This is a genomic window from Amycolatopsis aidingensis, from assembly GCF_018885265.1.
Classification (GTDB): Bacteria; Actinomycetota; Actinomycetes; order Mycobacteriales; family Pseudonocardiaceae; genus Amycolatopsis; species Amycolatopsis aidingensis.
Map to the genome: position 1 here is coordinate 2,887,239 of NZ_CP076538.1, position 17,169 is coordinate 2,904,407.

A 17,169-nucleotide genomic window follows, 5' to 3' on the forward strand; every position below is an offset into this window, starting at 1 on the left:
CTCTTTGTGTGGCCCGGTACCGCGACAGCCGCCAACCCGTCCGCGCACTCGCATTCGGGTCAACGAATACTTCGGGTAGCCGGTTCATTGCGAATGGTCACACCCTGATGGTAAGTTCGCGCGCCCGTTTTGCGAGTCGCAAAAACGGGGGAAAGTCCGCGTGTGCCCGAACCCGGCCGGTGATGATCACGGCTCGTCTCTGGGACGGCACGGTGACCGCGTAACGCATGTGGTGCACGAGGGCGCTGGGGACCCCGGAACCCGCACCGCCCTCACACGGTCGGACTACCATGCGACCGGACATTGAGGAGGCGCACGCGTGACCGATGAGCACACCCGGCAGGAGCAACAGGCAACCCGAACGCAGCCCGCGCCGGGCCCGCGTTCCGTCGCGGGCCGTTACGTGTTGCTGGGCGAGCTCGGCCGCGGCGGCATGGGCGTGGTGTGGCGGGCCGAGGACCGGGTGATCGGCAGGCAGGTCGCGATCAAGGAGCTGCGGCTGCCGGAGGGCACCGCCGACGCCGGGATGTTCCAGGAGCGGGTGCTGCGCGAGGTGCGCACCGGCGGCAGGCTGAACGACCCCGCGGTGGTCACCGTCTACGACGTGGTCGCGGAGGGGGACACCACCTACATCGTGATGGAACTGGTGGAGGCCCCGACACTGTCCGAACTGGTCCGGCAGCACGGGCCGATGCCGGCCCACCAGGTGGCCGCCATCGGTGAACAGGTGCTGTCGGCGCTGCAGGCCGCGCACGAGGCCGGCATCGTGCACCGCGACGTGAAACCGGGCAACATCATGGTGACCGCGGGCGGCCGGGTGAAGCTCACCGACTTCGGCATCGCGCAGGCGGTGGACGACCCGCGGCTGACCACCAGCGGGATGATCGTCGGCTCACCCGCCTTCATGGCCCCGGAGCGGGTCGCCGGGCACGAGGCGCTGCCGGCCTCCGACCTGTGGTCGCTTGGCGCCACCCTGTTCTTCGCGGTGGAGGGGCTGGTCGCCTTCGAGCGGCCGACCACCGCGGCCACCCTGCACGCGATCATGAACGAGGTCCCGTACCTCACCCACGCGCAGGGCCCGCTGGCCTCGGCGATCATGGGGCTGCTGATCTCCAGCCCGGAGGCCAGGCTGTCCGCCCAGCAGGCGCGCGGGCTGCTGTCCATGGCGGGTGCCCAGTCCGGGGTGTCCACCCCGCCCGGCGGGCAGCACACCGCGCTGTACTCCGGCGCGGCGCCCACCATGGTCGGCGGGCACACCGGCCCCCGGCAGCCGCCACCGGGCCGGACCAGGCGCAACCTGCTGCTGGCAGGCGGCGCGGTGGCGGCCGTCGCCCTGCTGGTCGGCGGCCTCTTCCTGGGCAAATGGCTCTTCGAACCGGATCCGGAAGTCGATCCGGCCATGCTGCCGACCATGACCTACGGCAAGGGTGGCGACCTCAAAATCGAGGACGACGGCGGGGACTGGTGCTACGACGGCCAGCTGCGCCTGGGCTACCAGCTGAGTAGCGCGGACTGCGATGAACCGTACAACCTGCAGCGCTACGACCGGGTGACCGCGCTGGGCAACGATCGCGACCGCGACAATGCCCCGGTGGAGTACCCCGCGGAGCAGGACCTGCGCGCGTTCGCCGAGGCGCACTGCGCGATGAGCTTCCACAGCAACACGATCAAACCGGACAAGCGGGACCGGCTGCGCTACGCCGCGCTCATCCCGGCGCAGGAGGAGTGGGAGTTCATCCCGGAGAGCGACAACCCGAACCGGCAGGTGATCTGCGTGGCCGAGTCGGCCTCCGGTGCCCAGCTGAACGGCTACGTGGCCAACGGTGTCCGGTAGCGGCCCCGCAGAAGTTCCGGTGCCGGGCGCGGGCGGCGAACGATCCTTCGCCGTCCAGCGGGCGGTGGCGTGTGATCCCGGCGCCCCTGCAGGTCGGCGCCCTGAATCCCGGTATGAAGAGGTACGGTCAGCAGCATGGTCACTCCACCCACCGCAGCACCAGGAAGACCGTTCGGCCGCGTGCTCACCGCGATGGTCACGCCCTTCGACGCCGAGGGCGCCCTCGACCTGAAGCGGGCACAGGAGCTCGCCCAGCACCTGGTGGATCTCGGCAACGACGGCCTGGTGGTCAACGGCACCACCGGGGAGAGCCCGACCACAACCGACGCCGAGAAGGCCGACCTGGTGCGCGCCGTTGTCGAGGCCGTGGGGGACCGGACCACCGTGGTCGCGGGCACCGGCACGTACAACACCGCGCACAGCATCGAGCTGACCCAGGCCGCGGAGAAGGCTGGCGCGCACGGCGCCCTGGTGGTGACCCCGTACTACTCCCGGCCGGTGCAGGCCGGGCTGTACGCGCACTTCACCGCGGTCGCCGACGCAACCGAGCTGCCGATCATGCTCTACGACATCCCGCCGCGCTCGGTGGTGCCGATCGAGGTGGACACCCTGCGCAGGCTGGCCGAGCATCCCCGGATCCTCGCGGTGAAGGACGCCAAGGGCGACCTGCTCGCAGGCAGCGAGGTCATCGCCAACACCCACCTTGCCTACTACTCCGGCGACGACGGGCTGAACCTGCCCTGGCTGTCCGTCGGCGCCACCGGGATCGTCAGCGTGATCGGCCACGTCGTCGCGGGCAGGCTCCGGGCGATGATCGAGGCCTACGAGGACGGCGACACCTCCACCGCGCGCACCAACCACCGCGGTATGCTGCCGGTGTACCGGGCGTTCTCCCGGGTCGGTGGCGTGGTGTTCAGCAAGACCGGGCTGCGGATGCGCGGCTATGACGTCGGCGACCCGCGGCTGCCGCTGGTTCCGGCCACCCGCGAGCAGGTCGAGGCGATCGCCGCCGACCTGACCCAGGCGGGGGTGCCGCTGGACGACGCGCCGACCTCCGACTACCACGGCTCCAAGGTGGCCCAGGCCGACTCCGCGGCCGCCTACGTGGCGCCGACCACACACACCAGCGTTGGGACCATTCACCCTTGAGCAAGGACGCACTACTGCACGGCCCCGGCCCGACCAACCCGCCGCCCGCGCTGCCCGATGGCGGCCTGCGCGTGGTCGCGCTGGGCGGGATCGGCGAGGTCGGCCGGAACATGACCGTCTTCGAGTACGACGGACGGTTGCTGATCGTCGACTGCGGGGTGTTCTTCCCCGAGGACGACCAGCCCGGCGTGGACCTGATCCTGCCGGACTTCCGGGCCATCGAGGACCGCCTCGAGGACATCGAGGCGCTGGTGCTCACGCACGGGCACGAGGACCACATCGGCGCCGTGCCGTTCCTGCTCCGGCTGCGCCCGGACCTGCCGGTCTACGGCTCACGGTTCACCCTCGCGCTGCTGGCCGCCAAGTGCAAGGAACACAAGCAGCGGCCCAAGCTGATCGAGGTGCGCGAGCGGGAGCGCCGCGAGCTCGGCGTGTTCCAGCTGGAGTTTTTCGCGGTCAACCACTCCATTCCGGACGCGCTCGCGGTGGCCATCCGCACCCCGGCCGGGCTGGTGCTGCACACCGGGGACATCAAACTGGACCAGCTGCCGCTGGACGAGCGGCTGACCGACCTCGCGGGGTTCGCCCGGCTCGGCGACGAGGGCGTGGACCTGTTCTGTGTGGACTCCACCAATGCCGAGGTGCCCGGGTTCGTCATGCCGGAACGCGATATCGGGCCAGTGCTGGACGACGTCATCGCGCGGGTCGACCGGCGGGTGATCGTGGCCTGTTTCGCCAGCCACGTACACCGGGTGCAGCAGGTGCTGGACGTGGCGCAGGCGCATGGCCGCCGGGTGGCCTTCGTCGGCCGCTCGATGGTGCGCAACATGGGGATCGCCGCCGAGCTCGGCCTGCTGCAGGTCCCGGAAGGGCTGCTGATCGACCTGGACCAGGCGGCGAACCTGCCGGAGAGCAAGGTGCTGTTCGTCTCGACCGGATCGCAGGGTGAGCCGCTGTCCGCGCTGTCCAGGATGGCCCGTGGGGAGCACCGGCAGATCTCCATCCGGGCAGGCGACACCGTGGTACTGGCCAGCTCGCTGATCCCGGGCAACGAGACCGCGGTCTTCGGTGTGGTGAACGGGCTGATCCGGCTGGGCGCGCAGGTGGTGCACCAGGGCAACGCGAAGGTGCACGTCTCAGGGCACGCCTCCGCCGGTGAGCTGCTGTTCCTCTACAACGCGGTGCGGCCGAGCAACGTGATGCCGGTGCACGGCGAGTGGCGGCACCTGCGGGCCAACGGCGAGCTCGCGGTGCGCACCGGGGTGGACCCGCGCAATGTGGTGATCGCCGAGGACGGGGTGGTCGTCGACCTTGTCGACGGGCAGGCCACGATCACCGGCAGGGTCGAGGTGGGGCACGTGTACGTGGACGGGCTCTCCGTCGGCGACGTCGGCGAGTCCACTCTGTCCGACCGGCTGGTGCTCGGTGAGGGCGGGTTCATCGCGATCAACGTCGCGGTGGACTCCAACACCGGGCGGGCGGTGTCCCCGCCCACGGTGTCCGGCCGGGGCTTCTCGGACGACCCCAAGGCGCTGGACGCGGTACTGCCGCTGGTGGAGATGGAGCTGTCCCGGACCGAGTCCGAGGGGATCACCGATCCGCACCGGATCGCGCAGTCGGTCCGGCGAGTGGTCGGCCGCTGGGTGGCCGAGACCTACCGGCGACGGCCGATGATCGTGCCGACCGTCATCCCGGTCTAGCTCGGGTTCGCGGGCGCGTCAGCGCCGCCTGCCCGCTGCGACCAGGAGCGCGAACCCGACGGTGAGGACCTGTGCCAGCAGCGCGCGGCGGGCCCGGCGCTGCTCGGCTCGAGTGGTGGGGTGCATGGTCCCGAGTCTGCTGGGCACGTCGCCGCATGGCGTCCCTCCCCGGACCGGTTTCCCTCCCTCCCGGGGTGGATACGGCGGGCACGCTACCCGGGCGATACCGGTAGCGGTTCCCCGCCGGGATGCCGGGGGCCGGGGTCGTTCAGCTGCACCAGGGTGGCACCGCCGAGCAGCACGGCCGCACCGAGCACCTGTGACCAGCTGAGCGCCTCGCCCAGCAGCAGCCAGGCCGCGGTCGCGGCGACCACCGGTTCCAGCAGCGCGAGCACGCTGGCCACCGACGCGGGCAGGTGCCGCAGCGAGGTGATTCCGGCCAGGTATGCCAGCGCGGTGGCGACCACGGCGACCAGCACCAGCAGCACCCACACCGGCGGATGCCACGGCCCGAACGCGGCGGGTGCGGTGAGTACCTCGGCCGGCATGGTCCACGGCGGCGCCACCGCGCATACGGCCACCGCGCCGACCAGCATGCCCCAGGTGACCATGCCGAGCGGGTGCCGGGTGGACACCCCGCGCTCGCCGAGCAGGAAGTAGCCAGCCGAGCACAACGCGGCGCCGAGCCCGGCCAGCAGGCCGACCGGGTCCAGCCGCAGCCCCGAGCCGACCTGCGCGACCATGGCCAGGCCGAGCATGGCCAGCGCGATGCCGATCCACATCGGCCTTGGCAGCCGCACCCTGCGCACGAACCGGACCCAGAGGGCCACCAGCACCGGTGAGGTGAACTCCAGCAGGATCGCAACCCCAACCGGGATGCGCGCGGCCGCGATGAAGTAGCACAGCTGCACCCCGGCCACGCCGAGCAGGCCGTAGGCCACCAGCAACGGCCACTCCCCACGGCGCACCCGCAGCAGCGAGGGCCGGACCACCGCCACACCCGCCACCAGCAGTGCCGCGGCCAGCCCGATCCGGGCCGCGGCTACCTGCTCCGGGGCGAGCCCGGCCAGCATCGCAGGCTTGCCGATGGCGCCCGAGCTGCCGAAGCAGACCGAGGCGAGAACGATCAGCGTCGTGCCGCGGGCCCGGCTGGGGACGAAACCGGATGAGCGCCGGGAGAGATCGGTGACCACCCGGCGAGCGTATGTCCCGGCCCTGGCAGCACCGAACGAATATCCGGCCGGTCAAGGGCGCCAGGGGCTGCGGGTGTCGGTCGGCCTGGTCGGGTCGTGGAAACGCGGCCGGTCCGGTTCCCCACGGCGCAGCGGGACCAGCCCTTCGGTGATCGCTCGCATGATCTTGGCGTGCGCTCGTACCGCATGCCCCGGAGCGCCCGAGGTGAACTCGGAGAGGTCCACCGGCTCGCCGAAATGCACCCGGAAGACCGGCCTGCGCAGCGGCGCGGTCAGCCCGGAGCGGGCCAGCGGCAGCACGTCCCTGATCCCGGTGACGGTCTCGGTGCCCCAGTACACCGCCTCGTGCGCGCCCCACTGGCTGATCGGTACCACCGGGGTGCCAGCGGCCAGCGCGAGCCGGGCGGTCCCGGTCTTGCCCCGCTCCGGCCACAGGCCCGGATCATGGCTGATCCGGCCCTCGGGGTAGACGATGATCGGCTCGCGGGTGGCGCGCAGGGCCTCGGTGGCCGCGGTGAACTGCTCCACCGCGGTCGCCTTGCCCCGGTCCACCCGCAGGTGCCCGCTGGCCCGTAGCGCCGGGCCCAGCACCGGGGCGTCCAGCAGCCCGCCCGCCAGCAGGAACCGTGGCGCGATGCCGATCCGGCGGCATGCGGCCATCAGCACGAACGCGTCGAACACCCCGATGTGATTCGCGGCCATCAGCAGCGGCCGCCCGCGCAGCTCGCCCGGGAGACCGCCGGTGACCCGCAGCCTGCCCGCCAGGTTCACCACGGCGGTGTCGATGGCCAGCATCGCGCGCCAGATCGGGGGCGTGCGCTGGCCGCTGCCCCGGCGTGTCGGCTCGTTGTCGGCGTCATGCAGCGCGAACATGGTGCAGAGCATGGCATGCGGGTGTTCCTGCCCGGACGCCCGCTCCGGTGCCGGTGCTGCGAGTGATGTCACGGGGACAAATGTTTCGGGTGCGTCCCGAGTGGCAGCAGTGATCACAGTGGTCAAACGGTTACCGTAGGAGGTATGGCGAGCGGGTCGGTGACAAAGGGACCTGGTAAAGGACCTAGCAAGGGACGCAGTACGTCACGTGGTGGCGGGCGCGGTACGGCGCCGGCCAAGGGCGCGCGCGGTTCCGGCAGGTCACGCCCGGCACCCGCGCGGACCTCCGCCCGCAAACCGCAGGCCCGCAAGCCCGCGGCCCGGCGTTCTTCCTCCGGTGGCGGGCTCGGCAAGGCGGTACGCGGCGGCTGGAACCTGCTGGCCAAGGGCCTCGGCGGGCTCGCCCGCACCATCGGACGTAGCCGGGAGCTGGAAGCCGAGCACCGGCGGGACGGGCTGGCGCTCGGACTGGTCGCGCTCGGGCTGATCGTGGCGGTCGGGATGTGGTGGCAGGCCGCGGGCCCGATCGGCCAGTGGGTCGCGATCGGCACCCGCAGCGTGTTCGGGGCGGGCTCGGTGACCCTGCCGCTGGCCCTGTTCGTGATCGCGGTCGCGCTGATGCGCACCGAACCGAAGCCGGAGACCCGCCCGCGGATGGTGATCGGCAGCCTGCTGGTCACCCTGTCCGTGCTCGGCCTGCTGCACCTGTTCAACGGCAAGCCGGATGCCGGTGAGGACCAGATGTACGCGGGCGGCTGGCTCGGCTGGTTCTCCGGCGGGCTGCTGGCCAAGGGCGTCACCTCCTGGGTGGCCGTGCCGCTGCTGATCCTCGCCCTGGGATACGGCGTGCTGGTCTTCACCGCCACCCCGGTCCGGGAGATCCCGCAACGGCTGCGGGACTGGGGGCTGGATCCGGAGGAGCGCGAGGCGGCCGAGGCCGAGCGCAGGGCCATCGCCGAGGAGCGGGCCGCGGTCACCGAGGCGGACACCGCAGCCGTCCGGCTGCGTAAGCCGTCCCGGCGCAGGCAGGGCAGCGGTACCGAGGACGGCCCGGCCGCCGCGAGCGCGGCCGGGGCGGACACCACGCCCGCCGAGCCCGCGGCCAGCAAGGCGAAGGCCAAGCCGATCGAGGTCCCCGAACAGCAGCCGAAGTCCCGCAAGGGCGAGCAGACCGCGCTGGCGGTCACCCGGACCGTCGAGGGCGACTACAAGCTGCCTTCGCCCGACCTGCTCACCCTCGGCGAGGCGCCGAAGAGCCGGAGCAAGGCCAACGACGCCATGATCGAGGCGATCGCCGGGGTGCTGGAACAGTTCAATGTGGACGCCCAGGTCACCGGATTCACCCGGGGGCCGACGGTCACCCGGTACGAGGTCGAGCTCGGGCCGGGGGTGAAGGTCGAGAAGATCACCGCGCTGACCAAGAACATCGCCTACGCCGCGGCCACCGACAACGTGCGGCTGCTGGCGCCGATCCCCGGCAAGTCCGCGGTCGGGATCGAGGTGCCCAACTCCGACCGGGAGATGGTGCGGCTTGGCGACGTGCTGCGCTCGACCAAGGCTGCCAAGGACGAGCATCCGATGGTGATCGGGCTCGGCAAGGACATCGAGGGCCACTTCGTCACCGCGAACCTGACCAAGATGCCGCACCTGCTGGTGGCCGGTTCCACCGGCTCCGGTAAGTCCAGCTTCGTGAACTCGATGCTGGTCTCGCTGCTGGCCAGGGCCACCCCGGACGAGTGCAGGATGATCCTGATCGACCCGAAGATGGTCGAGCTGACCCCCTACGAGGGGATCCCGCACCTGATCACCCCCATCATCACCCAGCCGAAGAAGGCCGCGGCCGCGCTGGCCTGGCTGGTGGAGGAGATGGAGCAGCGCTACCAGGACATGCAGGCCAACCGGGTCCGGCATATCGACGACTTCAACAGCAAGGTGCGCTCCGGGGACATCACCGCCCCACCCGGCAGCGAGCGCGAGTACGAGCCCTACCCCTACATCCTGGCGATCGTGGACGAGCTCGCCGACCTGATGATGACCGCGCCGCGGGATGTGGAGGACGCGGTCGTCCGGATCACCCAGAAGGCCCGCGCGGCCGGCATCCACCTGGTGCTGGCCACCCAGCGGCCCTCGGTGGACGTGGTGACCGGGCTGATCAAGACCAACGTCCCCTCCCGGCTGGCGTTCGCCACCTCCTCGCTCACCGACTCCCGGGTCATCCTGGACCAGCCAGGGGCGGAGAAGCTGATCGGCATGGGCGATGCCCTGTACCTGCCGATGGGCGCGGGCAAGCCGGCCCGGATCCAGGGCAGCTTCGTCGGCGACGACGAGATCAGCGCGATCGTCAACTTCACCAAGGAGCAGGCGGAGCCGGACTACACCGACGGGGTCACCGCGGCCAAGGCCGGCGAGAAGAAGGAGATCGACTCCGAGATCGGTGACGACCTGGACGTGCTGCTGCAGGCCGCGGAGCTGGTGGTCACCTCGCAGTTCGGGTCCACCTCGATGCTGCAGCGCAAGCTGCGGGTCGGCTTCGCCAAGGCGGGCAGGCTGATGGACCTGCTGGAGACGAGGGGAGTGGTCGGCCCCTCCGAGGGCTCCAAGGCCAGGGACGTGCTGGTCAAGCCGGAGGAGCTGGAGTCGGCGTTGTACGCCATCCGCGGCGGCCCACCCCCGGAGGACGCCGAGGCCTAGCGGCGTGTTTGCCGTTCCGGTACGTGCGCGCGCCGCGGCAGGGCCCGCACCCCCGGGCCGGCCCGAGGCTTCCGGCCCGGGAGACGCGGTTCAGCTCAGCTGGCGCCGAACTGGCGGACGGCCTGGTAGTAGGTCCATGCGGCGCCGTTGCAGGCCCAGCGGCCCGCGCAGATGGTCTTCATGTCGTCGTAGAAGTTGTCGTCGATCCGCTTGCGGTTCGGCTCGGAGAACCGGCCCTGCCGCTTGTAGTTGCGGTAGCCGAAGTCGTGCCGGTGGCAGGCGCGGGTGAAGTCGTACCCCAGTGGCTTGTCCGGGGACCACGAGCAGGCGTCGGAGGACCAGTCCAGCTGGCCCTGGTACGGCCGGTCGGCTCTGATCTGCGCGAACTGGGACAGGGACTTGCCGTACAGGTAGTCGTCGGTCACGGCCCGGATGTCGGTGGCCTGCGCGGTGCCTGCACCGAGGACGAGCGCGGTGCCGACGGCGGTCGCAGCGGCCAGCCGCCGGAACGTGCTGCGCACGGTAGTCACGGACATGAGGTTCCCTCGCTGATCGTTTTCGACAGGGCGTGATCAGCTTCCGGGTTCGGCCTCCGCGGGACCTACCGCCGAGCGGAGGATTATACGTGAATATCACTCCACGGTGTGGTGAGGACCAGCTGTACCGCGCGGGTCCACTGCGGATTCACGCAGGTCAAGGAGCATGCGGGTGTTGCCGAGAGTGTTCGGCTTCACGAACGGCAGATCGAGGAACTCGGCCACACCGGCGTCCGCCGAGCGCCGCATCTCCTCGTAGACCTCGTTCGGCACCGGGGTCCCGTCGATCTCGGTGAAGCCGTGCCGGGTGAAGAAGCCGGTCTCGAAGGTCAGCACGAACAGCCGTGGCAGCCCCAGCTCCCGCGCCAGCTCGATGAGCCGGGCGACCAGCGCGTGCCCGATGCCGCGGCCCCGCATCGTCCGGTCCACCGCCACGGTGCGGATCTCGGCCAGGTCCTCCCAGAGCACATGCAGCGCGCCGCACCCGACCAGTTCGCCCTCCAGTTCGGCGACCCAGAACTCCTGCACGTCCTCGTACAGCGTGACCAGGTTTTTCTCCAGCAGCACGCGCCCGGCGTCGGAGTCCACCAAGGACTTGATCTTGCGGACGTCGGCGATCCGGGCACGGCGGACTACGGGTGCGGAAGATCCATGGGCCACCCGGCCAACTTAGCGCTTCGCCGGTCACGGGCCCGGCGGTGGCCGGGTACCCCTGCCGAGTGAAGCGGGCAACCCTGCCGCGATGATGGACGTCACCTAGTTCAGTGAGGGCCGGTGACGGCCGAGGCGCAGCGGAGGAACCCGGGTGAACAACGTCGATGTCGCCGAGCCGGCCACCCGTCGCTCGGCGGGGTCCCCCGCACGCCCCCAGGCCCGCAAGTACCGGCCGGAGCTGCAGGGGCTGCGGGCGCTGGCTGCGGTGCTGGTGGTCGTCTACCACGTGTGGTTCGACCGGATCTCCGGCGGCGTGGACGTGTTCTTCGTGATCACCGGCTTCCTGATCACCGGGCAGCTGGTGCGGGCCAGCGAGCGTGGCCGGATCGAGTTCCGGCCGATGTGGGGCCGGATGATCAAGCGGCTGTTCCCGGCCGCGCTCACCGTGCTGGCCGCGATCATGGTGGTCAGTTTCGCCTTCCTGCCGGAGAGCCGGTGGTTCCAGACCATCAGGGAGGTCGTGGCCTCCGCGCTGTACGTGGAGAACTGGCGGCTGGCCGTGGACTCGGTGGACTACTTCGCCCAGCACCACACCGCCAGCGTGGTGCAGCACTTCTGGTCGCTCTCCATCCAGGGCCAGTTCTACCTGGTGTGGCCCCTGCTGGTCGCCCTCGTCGCGCTGGCGGCCAGGGCGGCGGGCCGCAGCGTGCGTACCGGGGTGCTGGTCATGCTGGTGACCACCTTCGCCGCCTCGCTGGCGTACTCGGTCCTGCTCACCTGGCAGAACCAGCCGCTGGCCTACTTCCACTCGCTGACCAGGGTATGGGAGTTCGCGCTCGGCGGCCTGCTGGCGCTGGCCATCGACGCCATCGTGCTGCCCCGGCTGCTGCGGATCCTGCTCGGCTGGATCGGGGTGCTCGGGCTCGCCTCCTGCGGGATGCTGCTGCAGGTCGGCACGGTCTTCCCGGGATACGCGGCGTTGTGGCCGACGATGGCGGCGGTACTGGTGATCGTCGCGGGGGCGACCGGCAGCCGGGCGGGCGCCGACCGGATCCTGGCCGCCAGGCCGCTGGAGTACCTCGGCAACATCAGCTACGCGCTGTACCTGTGGCACTGGCCGGTGCTGCTGTTCTACCTGGTGATCCGGGACCGGGAGGAGGTCGGCTGGCGGGGCGGCGCCGTCGTCATCGGCCTGTCCTTCCTGCTGGCCGCGCTGACCTATCACCTGGTGGAGAAGCCGGTGCGGGACTCCCGGATCGGGGCAGGCTCCCGGTGGGGTGCCTATCGCTTCGGCGTGGCCACCCTGGTGCCGGTGCTGCTCGCCGCGGGCGCCTGGCAGGCGGTGGCGACCCAGCGCGTGGGGGAGTCCACGATCGAGATCGGCGATCCCGACCACCCCGGCGCCGCCGCGATGATCCCCGGTTTCACCTACACCGGTGCCGCGGACGTGGAGCCCGCGCCGTCCCTGATCGCGTTGCCCGAGGACTGGGCCGGCATCCCCGGCCCGTGCCCACGGCCCTTGCCCAACGAGGAGCTCGAGGTCTGTAGCAACGGGATCGACCCGGCCACCGCCGAGAAGCGGGTGGTGGTCGTCGGTGACTCGCACATCCAGCAGTACCTCGCCGCGTTCCTGCCGATGGCCGAACGGCGCAACTGGCAGCTGTCGGCGATCCTGAAGGGCGCCTGCCCGTTCTCGGTGGACGCCGATGCCATGCCGGGCGACGCCGGATGCATCAAGTGGAACGCCGATGTCGCGGACTACCTCGCCGAGACCAAACCGGACGCCGTGGTCACCCTGGCCACCAGGGACGTGCGTGCCGGGCTGACCGAGTACACCCCGCCGGGCTACGTCGAGCAGTGGCGGGCTATGGAGCGGGCCGGGATCCCGGTGGTGGCGATCCGGGACAACGCGCGGCACGACTTCTCCGGTCCGGCCTGCGTGGAGCGGCACGGGCCGGAGTCGGTCGAGTGCAGCACCCCGCGCGGCGAACTGTTCGCCGCGCCGGCGCCCTACACGGCGCTGGCGGACATACCGTCGAATGTGTCCTTCCTCGACTTCACCGACTACTACTGCACCGAACAGGCATGCCCCTCGCTGATCGGCAACGTGCTGGTGTACCTGGACGGGCACCACCTCAGCGCCACCTACATGGGCACGATGTCGCCCATCATCGAGGAGCAGTTCGTCTCCGCGCTCGGCTGGTGACCCTGGGCGCCGTGGCCGCGTGGGCCGGGGCCGTCGCGTGCCCGTTACCCTGATCGGCGTGTCTTCTTCTGCCACCACCGACTCCACCCCTGGCGACGGCCGCCGGGTCTCGTTGCTGACGCTGGGCTGCGCCCGCAACGAGGTCGACTCCGAGGAGCTCGCGGGCAGGCTCACCGCGGGTGGCTGGGAGCTGGCCGAGGACGTGGAGGACTCCTCCGTTGTCGTGGTCAACACCTGCGGCTTCGTCGACTCGGCGAAGAAGGACTCCGTGGACACCCTGCTGGCAGCTGCGGACACCGGGGCCAAGGTGGTCGCGGTGGGCTGCATGGCCGAGCGGTACGGCAACGAGCTGGCCGAGAGCCTGCCCGAGGCGGACGCGGTGCTGGGCTTCGACCACTACCCGGACCTGGCCGAGCGGCTGGACGACGTGGTCGCCGGCCGCCGGGTCGCTGCGCACACCCCGACCGACCGGCGCACCCTGCTGCCGATCAGCCCGGTGCAGCGGCCCGCGGCGGCCGAGGAGGTGACCGTTCCCGGGCACGGGGCATGGGGGCCGCGGGTGCTGCGTACCCGGCTGGCGGATTCGCCGGTGGCCGCGCTGAAGATCGCCTCGGGCTGCGACCGCCGGTGCTCCTTCTGCGCCATCCCGTCCTTCCGCGGCTCCTTCACCTCGCGCGCCCCGGAGGACATCCTGGGTGAGGCCGCCTGGCTGGCCGGCCAGGGTGCCCGCGAGCTGTTCCTGGTCAGCGAGAACTCGACTTCCTACGGTAAGGACCTCGGCCGCGAGCACGGCGGCGCCAAGGCGCTGGAGCTGCTGTTGCCCAGGCTGGCCGGGATCGAGGGCATCGAGCGGGTGCGGGTGTCCTACCTGCAGCCGGCCGAGACCCGCCCGGGGCTGGTGCGCGCGATCGCCACCACGCCGGGTGTCGCCGACTACTTCGACCTCTCCTTCCAGCACGCCAGCGAGACCGTGCTGCGCCGGATGCGCCGGTTCGGCTCCTGCGACTCGTTTCTGGCGCTGATCGAGCAGATCCGGGAGTACGCCCCGGCGGCGGGCATCCGCACCAACGTGATCGTGGGTTTCCCCGGGGAGACCGAGGAGGACCTCGCCGAGCTGGAGCGGTTCCTGACCGGCGCGCGACTGGACGCCGTGGGCGTGTTCGGCTACTCCGACGAGGACGGCACCGAGGCCGAGACCCTGGAGGGGAAGCTGGACGCCGAGGTCGTCGCGGAGCGGGTGGCGCGCATCTCCTGGCTGGTGGAGGAGCTCACCGCGCAGCGGGCCGAGGACCGGGTCGGCGAGGTGGTCGAGGTGCTGGTCGAGTCGGCTGCGGATGGCGAGGTGCGGGGCCGGGCCGCGCATCAGGCGCCCGAGGTCGATGGCGAGTGCGTGCTGCCGGAGGCGGCCGGGGCCGCGGTGGGTGAGCTGGTGCGCGGCGAGGTGGTCGGCACCGAGGGAGTGGACCTGATCGTGCGCCCGCTGGCGCCGGACCAGGGCGCGCCCCGGTGAGTGCCGCCGCCGACGGCGCGCCGGAGGAGGACGAGGGCGCGCCGGAGGCAGCGCAGGCACCGCGAGTGCGGGAGACACCGCCCGCTCCGGTGCCCACGCCGGTTCCGACCCTGAACGTCGCCAACGTGCTGACCCTGTCCAGGCTGGTGCTGGTGCCCGCGTTCGTGCTGGCCCTGTTCGCGGCCGGCGGGGTGGACACCGGGTGGCGGCTGGCGGCGACCGCGCTGTTCGCGATCGCCTCCCTCACCGACCAGGTGGACGGTTGGGTGGCCCGCCGGTACGGCCTGATCACCGACTTCGGCAAGATCGCCGACCCGATCGCGGACAAGGCGCTGATCGGCGCCGCGCTGGTCGGGCTGAGCCTGCTCGGCGAGCTCGGCTGGTGGGTGACCATCGTGATCGCGGCCAGGGAGATCGGGGTGACCCTGCTGCGGTTCTGGGTCATCCGGCACGGGGTGATCCCGGCCAGCCGGGGCGGCAAGGCGAAGACGCTGGCCCAGATTGTCGCGATCGTGCTCTTTCTGCTGCCGCTGCCGGCCGGAGCGGATCCGGTGCGCTGGGTACTGATGGGCTTCGCATTGGTACTCACCGTGGTCACCGGGCTGGACTACGTGTTCCGTGCCGTGAAGCTGCGGGCGACCGGCAAACGCGCCTCGGTGGGCCGGTGACCGGCGCCGACGCCCGCGCGGTCGTGGCCGCGCTGACCGGCCGCGGGGAGACCGTCGCCGCCGCCGAGTCGCTGACCGCGGGGCTGCTGTGCGCCACGCTGGCCGAGGTCCCCGGCGCCAGCGCCGTGCTGCGGGGCGGCCTGGTCGTGTACGCCACCGAGCTGAAGGCCACGCTCGCCGGGGTGGACCCTGGACTGCTGGCGCGGCACGGGGCCGTGCACCCCGAGGTGGCCGCGCAGCTGGCGGCCGGGGCGAGCCGGGTGTGCCGGGCCGAATGGGGTCTGGGCCTGACCGGGGTCGCCGGCCCGGACCCGCAGGACGGGATCGAACCGGGCACGGTGTACCTCGGCCTGCACGGCCCGGACCTGCGGACCACCCGTGCGCTGCGGCTTTCCGGCGACCGGGCGTCCATCCGGGTGGCTTCGGCCGCCGCCGCGCTGGACCTGCTCCGGGAACATTTACGGTGACCGGGGCGTTCGCCCATGGCAGAAGGACGTGTCAACGACTGCATCGATCCGTCTGGTCTGGGTAACGTGGTAACTACCCGAAGGGAGGCGCGTGATGACCGTGCTGTTGCGTGAGGCGATCGGTGATCGGCTCCGTCATGCCCGCACCAACCAGCGCCGCACGCTGCGCGAGATCTCGCGTGCCGCCAGGGTGAGCCTCGGTTACCTCTCCGAGGTGGAGCGTGGGCAGAAGGAAGCATCCAGCGAGCTGCTCGCCTCCATCTGCGATGCCTTGGAAATGCCGCTCGCCGAGCTGCTGCACAACGTCGCCGCCGATGTCTCGGCGCTGGACGGGGTGCAGGTCGGCGCCGTGGACGAGCGTGCGGAGCGGACCGAACGCGAGACCGGGAACGAGGTGCCCGAGCCTGCCGAGGCCGGCGCCGCGACCGGCGGCGAGCTGGAGGGCGGCAGGCTGGTGCCGGACGTGATCGGCAACGACCTCGCCGACCTGCGGATGTCGGGCAGCCTGCGGCCGCCGATGTCACCGACGCTGCGGACCACGATCAGCGGCCCGAAGCTGGCCTCCACGCTGGCTGCCTGAAGGCGTCCCGAACCAGCCGTCCGGGGTTCCGGAGGGCCCAGGCAGGTCGGCACCCTGAACCTGCCCCTGATTTCCGTGGGGTCGCCTGGAACGACGGGCGCTGACCTGACACGATGGAACCCAACGCCGCGGTCGGGACGTTGACAGCTGCACAGGGGAAGTTCGACGTCCACCGACCAGCGGATCGACAGGCACGTGGGACGCAAGAAGGCAGGCGGAGGAGATGGCCAACCCTTTCGTGAAGTTCTGGAAGTACCTCATGGCGGCGTTCTCGTCGAAGGTTGACGAGCATGCCGATCCGAAGGTGCAGATCCAGCAGGCCATCGAGGAGGCGCAGCGTAATCACCAGGCGCTCTCCCAGCAGGCCGCATCGGTGATCGGTAACCAGCGGCAGCTGGAGATGAAGCTGAACCGCCAGCTCGGCGAGGTGGAGAAGCTGCAGGCGTCCACCAGGCAGGCGCTCGTGCTGGCCGAGGAGGCCAGGTCGAAGGGTGACGAGCAGAAGGCGACCGAGTTCGAGAACGCCGCCGAAGGGTTCGCCGCCCAGCTGGTGACCGCCGAGCAGAGCATCGAGGACCTGAAGAACCTGCACGATCAGTCGCTGCAGGCTGCGGACCAGGCCAAGCAGGCCGTCGAGCGCAACGCCTCGATGCTGCAGCAGAAGCTGGCCGAGCGCACCAAGCTGCTTTCCCAGCTGGAGCAGGCCAAGATGCAGGAGAAGGTCTCGGCCTCGCTGAACCAGATGACCGAGCTGGCCGCGCCGGGCAACACCCCCTCGCTGGACGAGGTGCGGGACAAGATCGAGAAGCGCTACACCACGGCCCTCGGTTCGGCCGAGCTGGCGCAGAACTCGGTGCAGGGCCGGATGATGGAAGTGCAGCACTCCACCACCCAGCTCGCCGGGCACAGCAGGCTGGAGCAGATCCGCGCCTCGATGAAGGGGGAGTCGGTGGCCCAGGTGACCGATGGCTCCGCCGGTGCGGGGGACAAGGCCGCCGCGGGCTCGGGAACGGCCTCGGGCCAGGCCGGTTCGGCGCCGAGTGCGAACGTCCAGCAGGAGATCCAGGCCCGCGTCCAGGCGGAACAGCAGAAGAACCAGGCGTAACCG

Annotated in this window: 14 protein-coding genes; 10 read left to right on the plus strand and 4 right to left on the minus strand. The window is 71.2% G+C overall.

The features are described 5' to 3' along the window. Window positions 1-319 precede the first annotated feature (319 nt). The 3 genes from KOI47_RS13600 (at window position 320) to KOI47_RS13610 (ending at window position 4,683) form a co-directional block, all read left to right on the plus strand. Entirely contained in the window at window positions 320-1,834 is a 1,515-nt protein-coding gene (locus tag KOI47_RS13600) for a serine/threonine-protein kinase (RefSeq protein WP_216216327.1), read from the plus strand. Window positions 1,835-1,969: 135 nt separating this feature from the next. Then, the gene (gene dapA / locus KOI47_RS13605; RefSeq protein ID WP_216216328.1) at window positions 1,970-2,983 is read left to right on the plus strand and encodes a 4-hydroxy-tetrahydrodipicolinate synthase; all 1,014 of its coding nucleotides are present in this window, start codon (window positions 1,970-1,972) and stop codon (window positions 2,981-2,983) included. 65 nt (window positions 2,984-3,048) lie between these two features. Then, a complete protein-coding gene (locus KOI47_RS13610) occupies window positions 3,049-4,683 on the plus strand; it encodes a ribonuclease J (protein ID WP_269756718.1) in 1,635 nt (544 codons plus the stop codon). 212 nt (window positions 4,684-4,895) lie between these two features. Here the strand turns inward: KOI47_RS13610 and KOI47_RS13615 are convergent, their stop codons facing one another. Together KOI47_RS13615 and KOI47_RS13620 are read right to left on the minus strand one after the other, a co-directional pair. After that, window positions 4,896-5,876, minus strand: coding sequence for an EamA family transporter (locus KOI47_RS13615; RefSeq protein ID WP_216216329.1), 981 nt, complete (start codon window positions 5,874-5,876; stop codon window positions 4,896-4,898). A gap of 51 nt (window positions 5,877-5,927) precedes the next feature. Next, complete coding sequence (locus KOI47_RS13620) at window positions 5,928-6,749, minus strand: lysophospholipid acyltransferase family protein (protein ID WP_232376856.1); 822 nt, start codon at window positions 6,747-6,749, stop codon at window positions 5,928-5,930. Between the two features lie 144 nt (window positions 6,750-6,893). On the opposite strand from KOI47_RS13620, the gene KOI47_RS13625 reads away from it, so the two are divergent. After that, window positions 6,894-9,440 carry an FtsK/SpoIIIE family DNA translocase gene (locus KOI47_RS13625; RefSeq protein ID WP_216216330.1) on the plus strand — a complete coding sequence of 849 codons (2,547 nt, stop codon included), beginning with the start codon at window positions 6,894-6,896 and terminating at the stop codon, window positions 9,438-9,440. Window positions 9,441-9,535: 95 nt separating this feature from the next. On the opposite strand, the gene KOI47_RS13630 is transcribed toward KOI47_RS13625, so the two are convergent. Both KOI47_RS13630 and KOI47_RS13635 read right to left on the minus strand, forming a co-directional pair. Beyond that, window positions 9,536-9,961 carry a phospholipase gene (locus KOI47_RS13630; protein ID WP_232376857.1) on the minus strand — a complete coding sequence of 142 codons (426 nt, stop codon included), beginning with the start codon at window positions 9,959-9,961 and terminating at the stop codon, window positions 9,536-9,538. Window positions 9,962-10,072: 111 nt separating this feature from the next. Continuing rightward, a complete protein-coding gene (locus KOI47_RS13635) occupies window positions 10,073-10,636 on the minus strand; it encodes an amino-acid N-acetyltransferase (RefSeq protein ID WP_216216332.1) in 564 nt (187 codons plus the stop codon). A 145-nt stretch (window positions 10,637-10,781) separates the two neighbouring features. On the opposite strand from KOI47_RS13635, the gene KOI47_RS13640 reads away from it, so the two are divergent. The 6 genes from KOI47_RS13640 (at window position 10,782) to KOI47_RS13665 (ending at window position 17,166) form a co-directional block, all read left to right on the plus strand. After that, the gene (locus tag KOI47_RS13640; protein WP_216216333.1) at window positions 10,782-12,836 is read left to right on the plus strand and encodes an acyltransferase family protein; all 2,055 of its coding nucleotides are present in this window, start codon (window positions 10,782-10,784) and stop codon (window positions 12,834-12,836) included. Between the two features lie 58 nt (window positions 12,837-12,894). Beyond that, window positions 12,895-14,346, plus strand: coding sequence for a 30S ribosomal protein S12 methylthiotransferase RimO (gene rimO, locus KOI47_RS13645; RefSeq protein ID WP_216216334.1), 1,452 nt, complete (start codon window positions 12,895-12,897; stop codon window positions 14,344-14,346). A gap of 65 nt (window positions 14,347-14,411) precedes the next feature. After that, the gene (gene pgsA / locus KOI47_RS13650) at window positions 14,412-15,014 is read left to right on the plus strand and encodes a CDP-diacylglycerol--glycerol-3-phosphate 3-phosphatidyltransferase (RefSeq protein WP_232376859.1); all 603 of its coding nucleotides are present in this window, start codon (window positions 14,412-14,414) and stop codon (window positions 15,012-15,014) included. Beyond that, on the plus strand, window positions 15,011-15,481 hold the full coding sequence (locus KOI47_RS13655) for a CinA family protein (protein ID WP_216216336.1): 471 nt from the start codon (window positions 15,011-15,013) through the stop codon (window positions 15,479-15,481). Before pgsA ends, KOI47_RS13655 begins: the two co-directional genes overlap by 4 nt. Before the next feature lie 94 nt (window positions 15,482-15,575). After that, window positions 15,576-16,061: a helix-turn-helix domain-containing protein gene (locus tag KOI47_RS13660; protein WP_216216337.1), complete on the plus strand. Its 486-nt coding sequence runs from the start codon at window positions 15,576-15,578 to the stop codon at window positions 16,059-16,061. Window positions 16,062-16,284: 223 nt separating this feature from the next. Further along, a complete protein-coding gene (locus KOI47_RS13665) occupies window positions 16,285-17,166 on the plus strand; it encodes a PspA/IM30 family protein (RefSeq protein ID WP_216216338.1) in 882 nt (293 codons plus the stop codon). Window positions 17,167-17,169 lie beyond the last annotated feature (3 nt).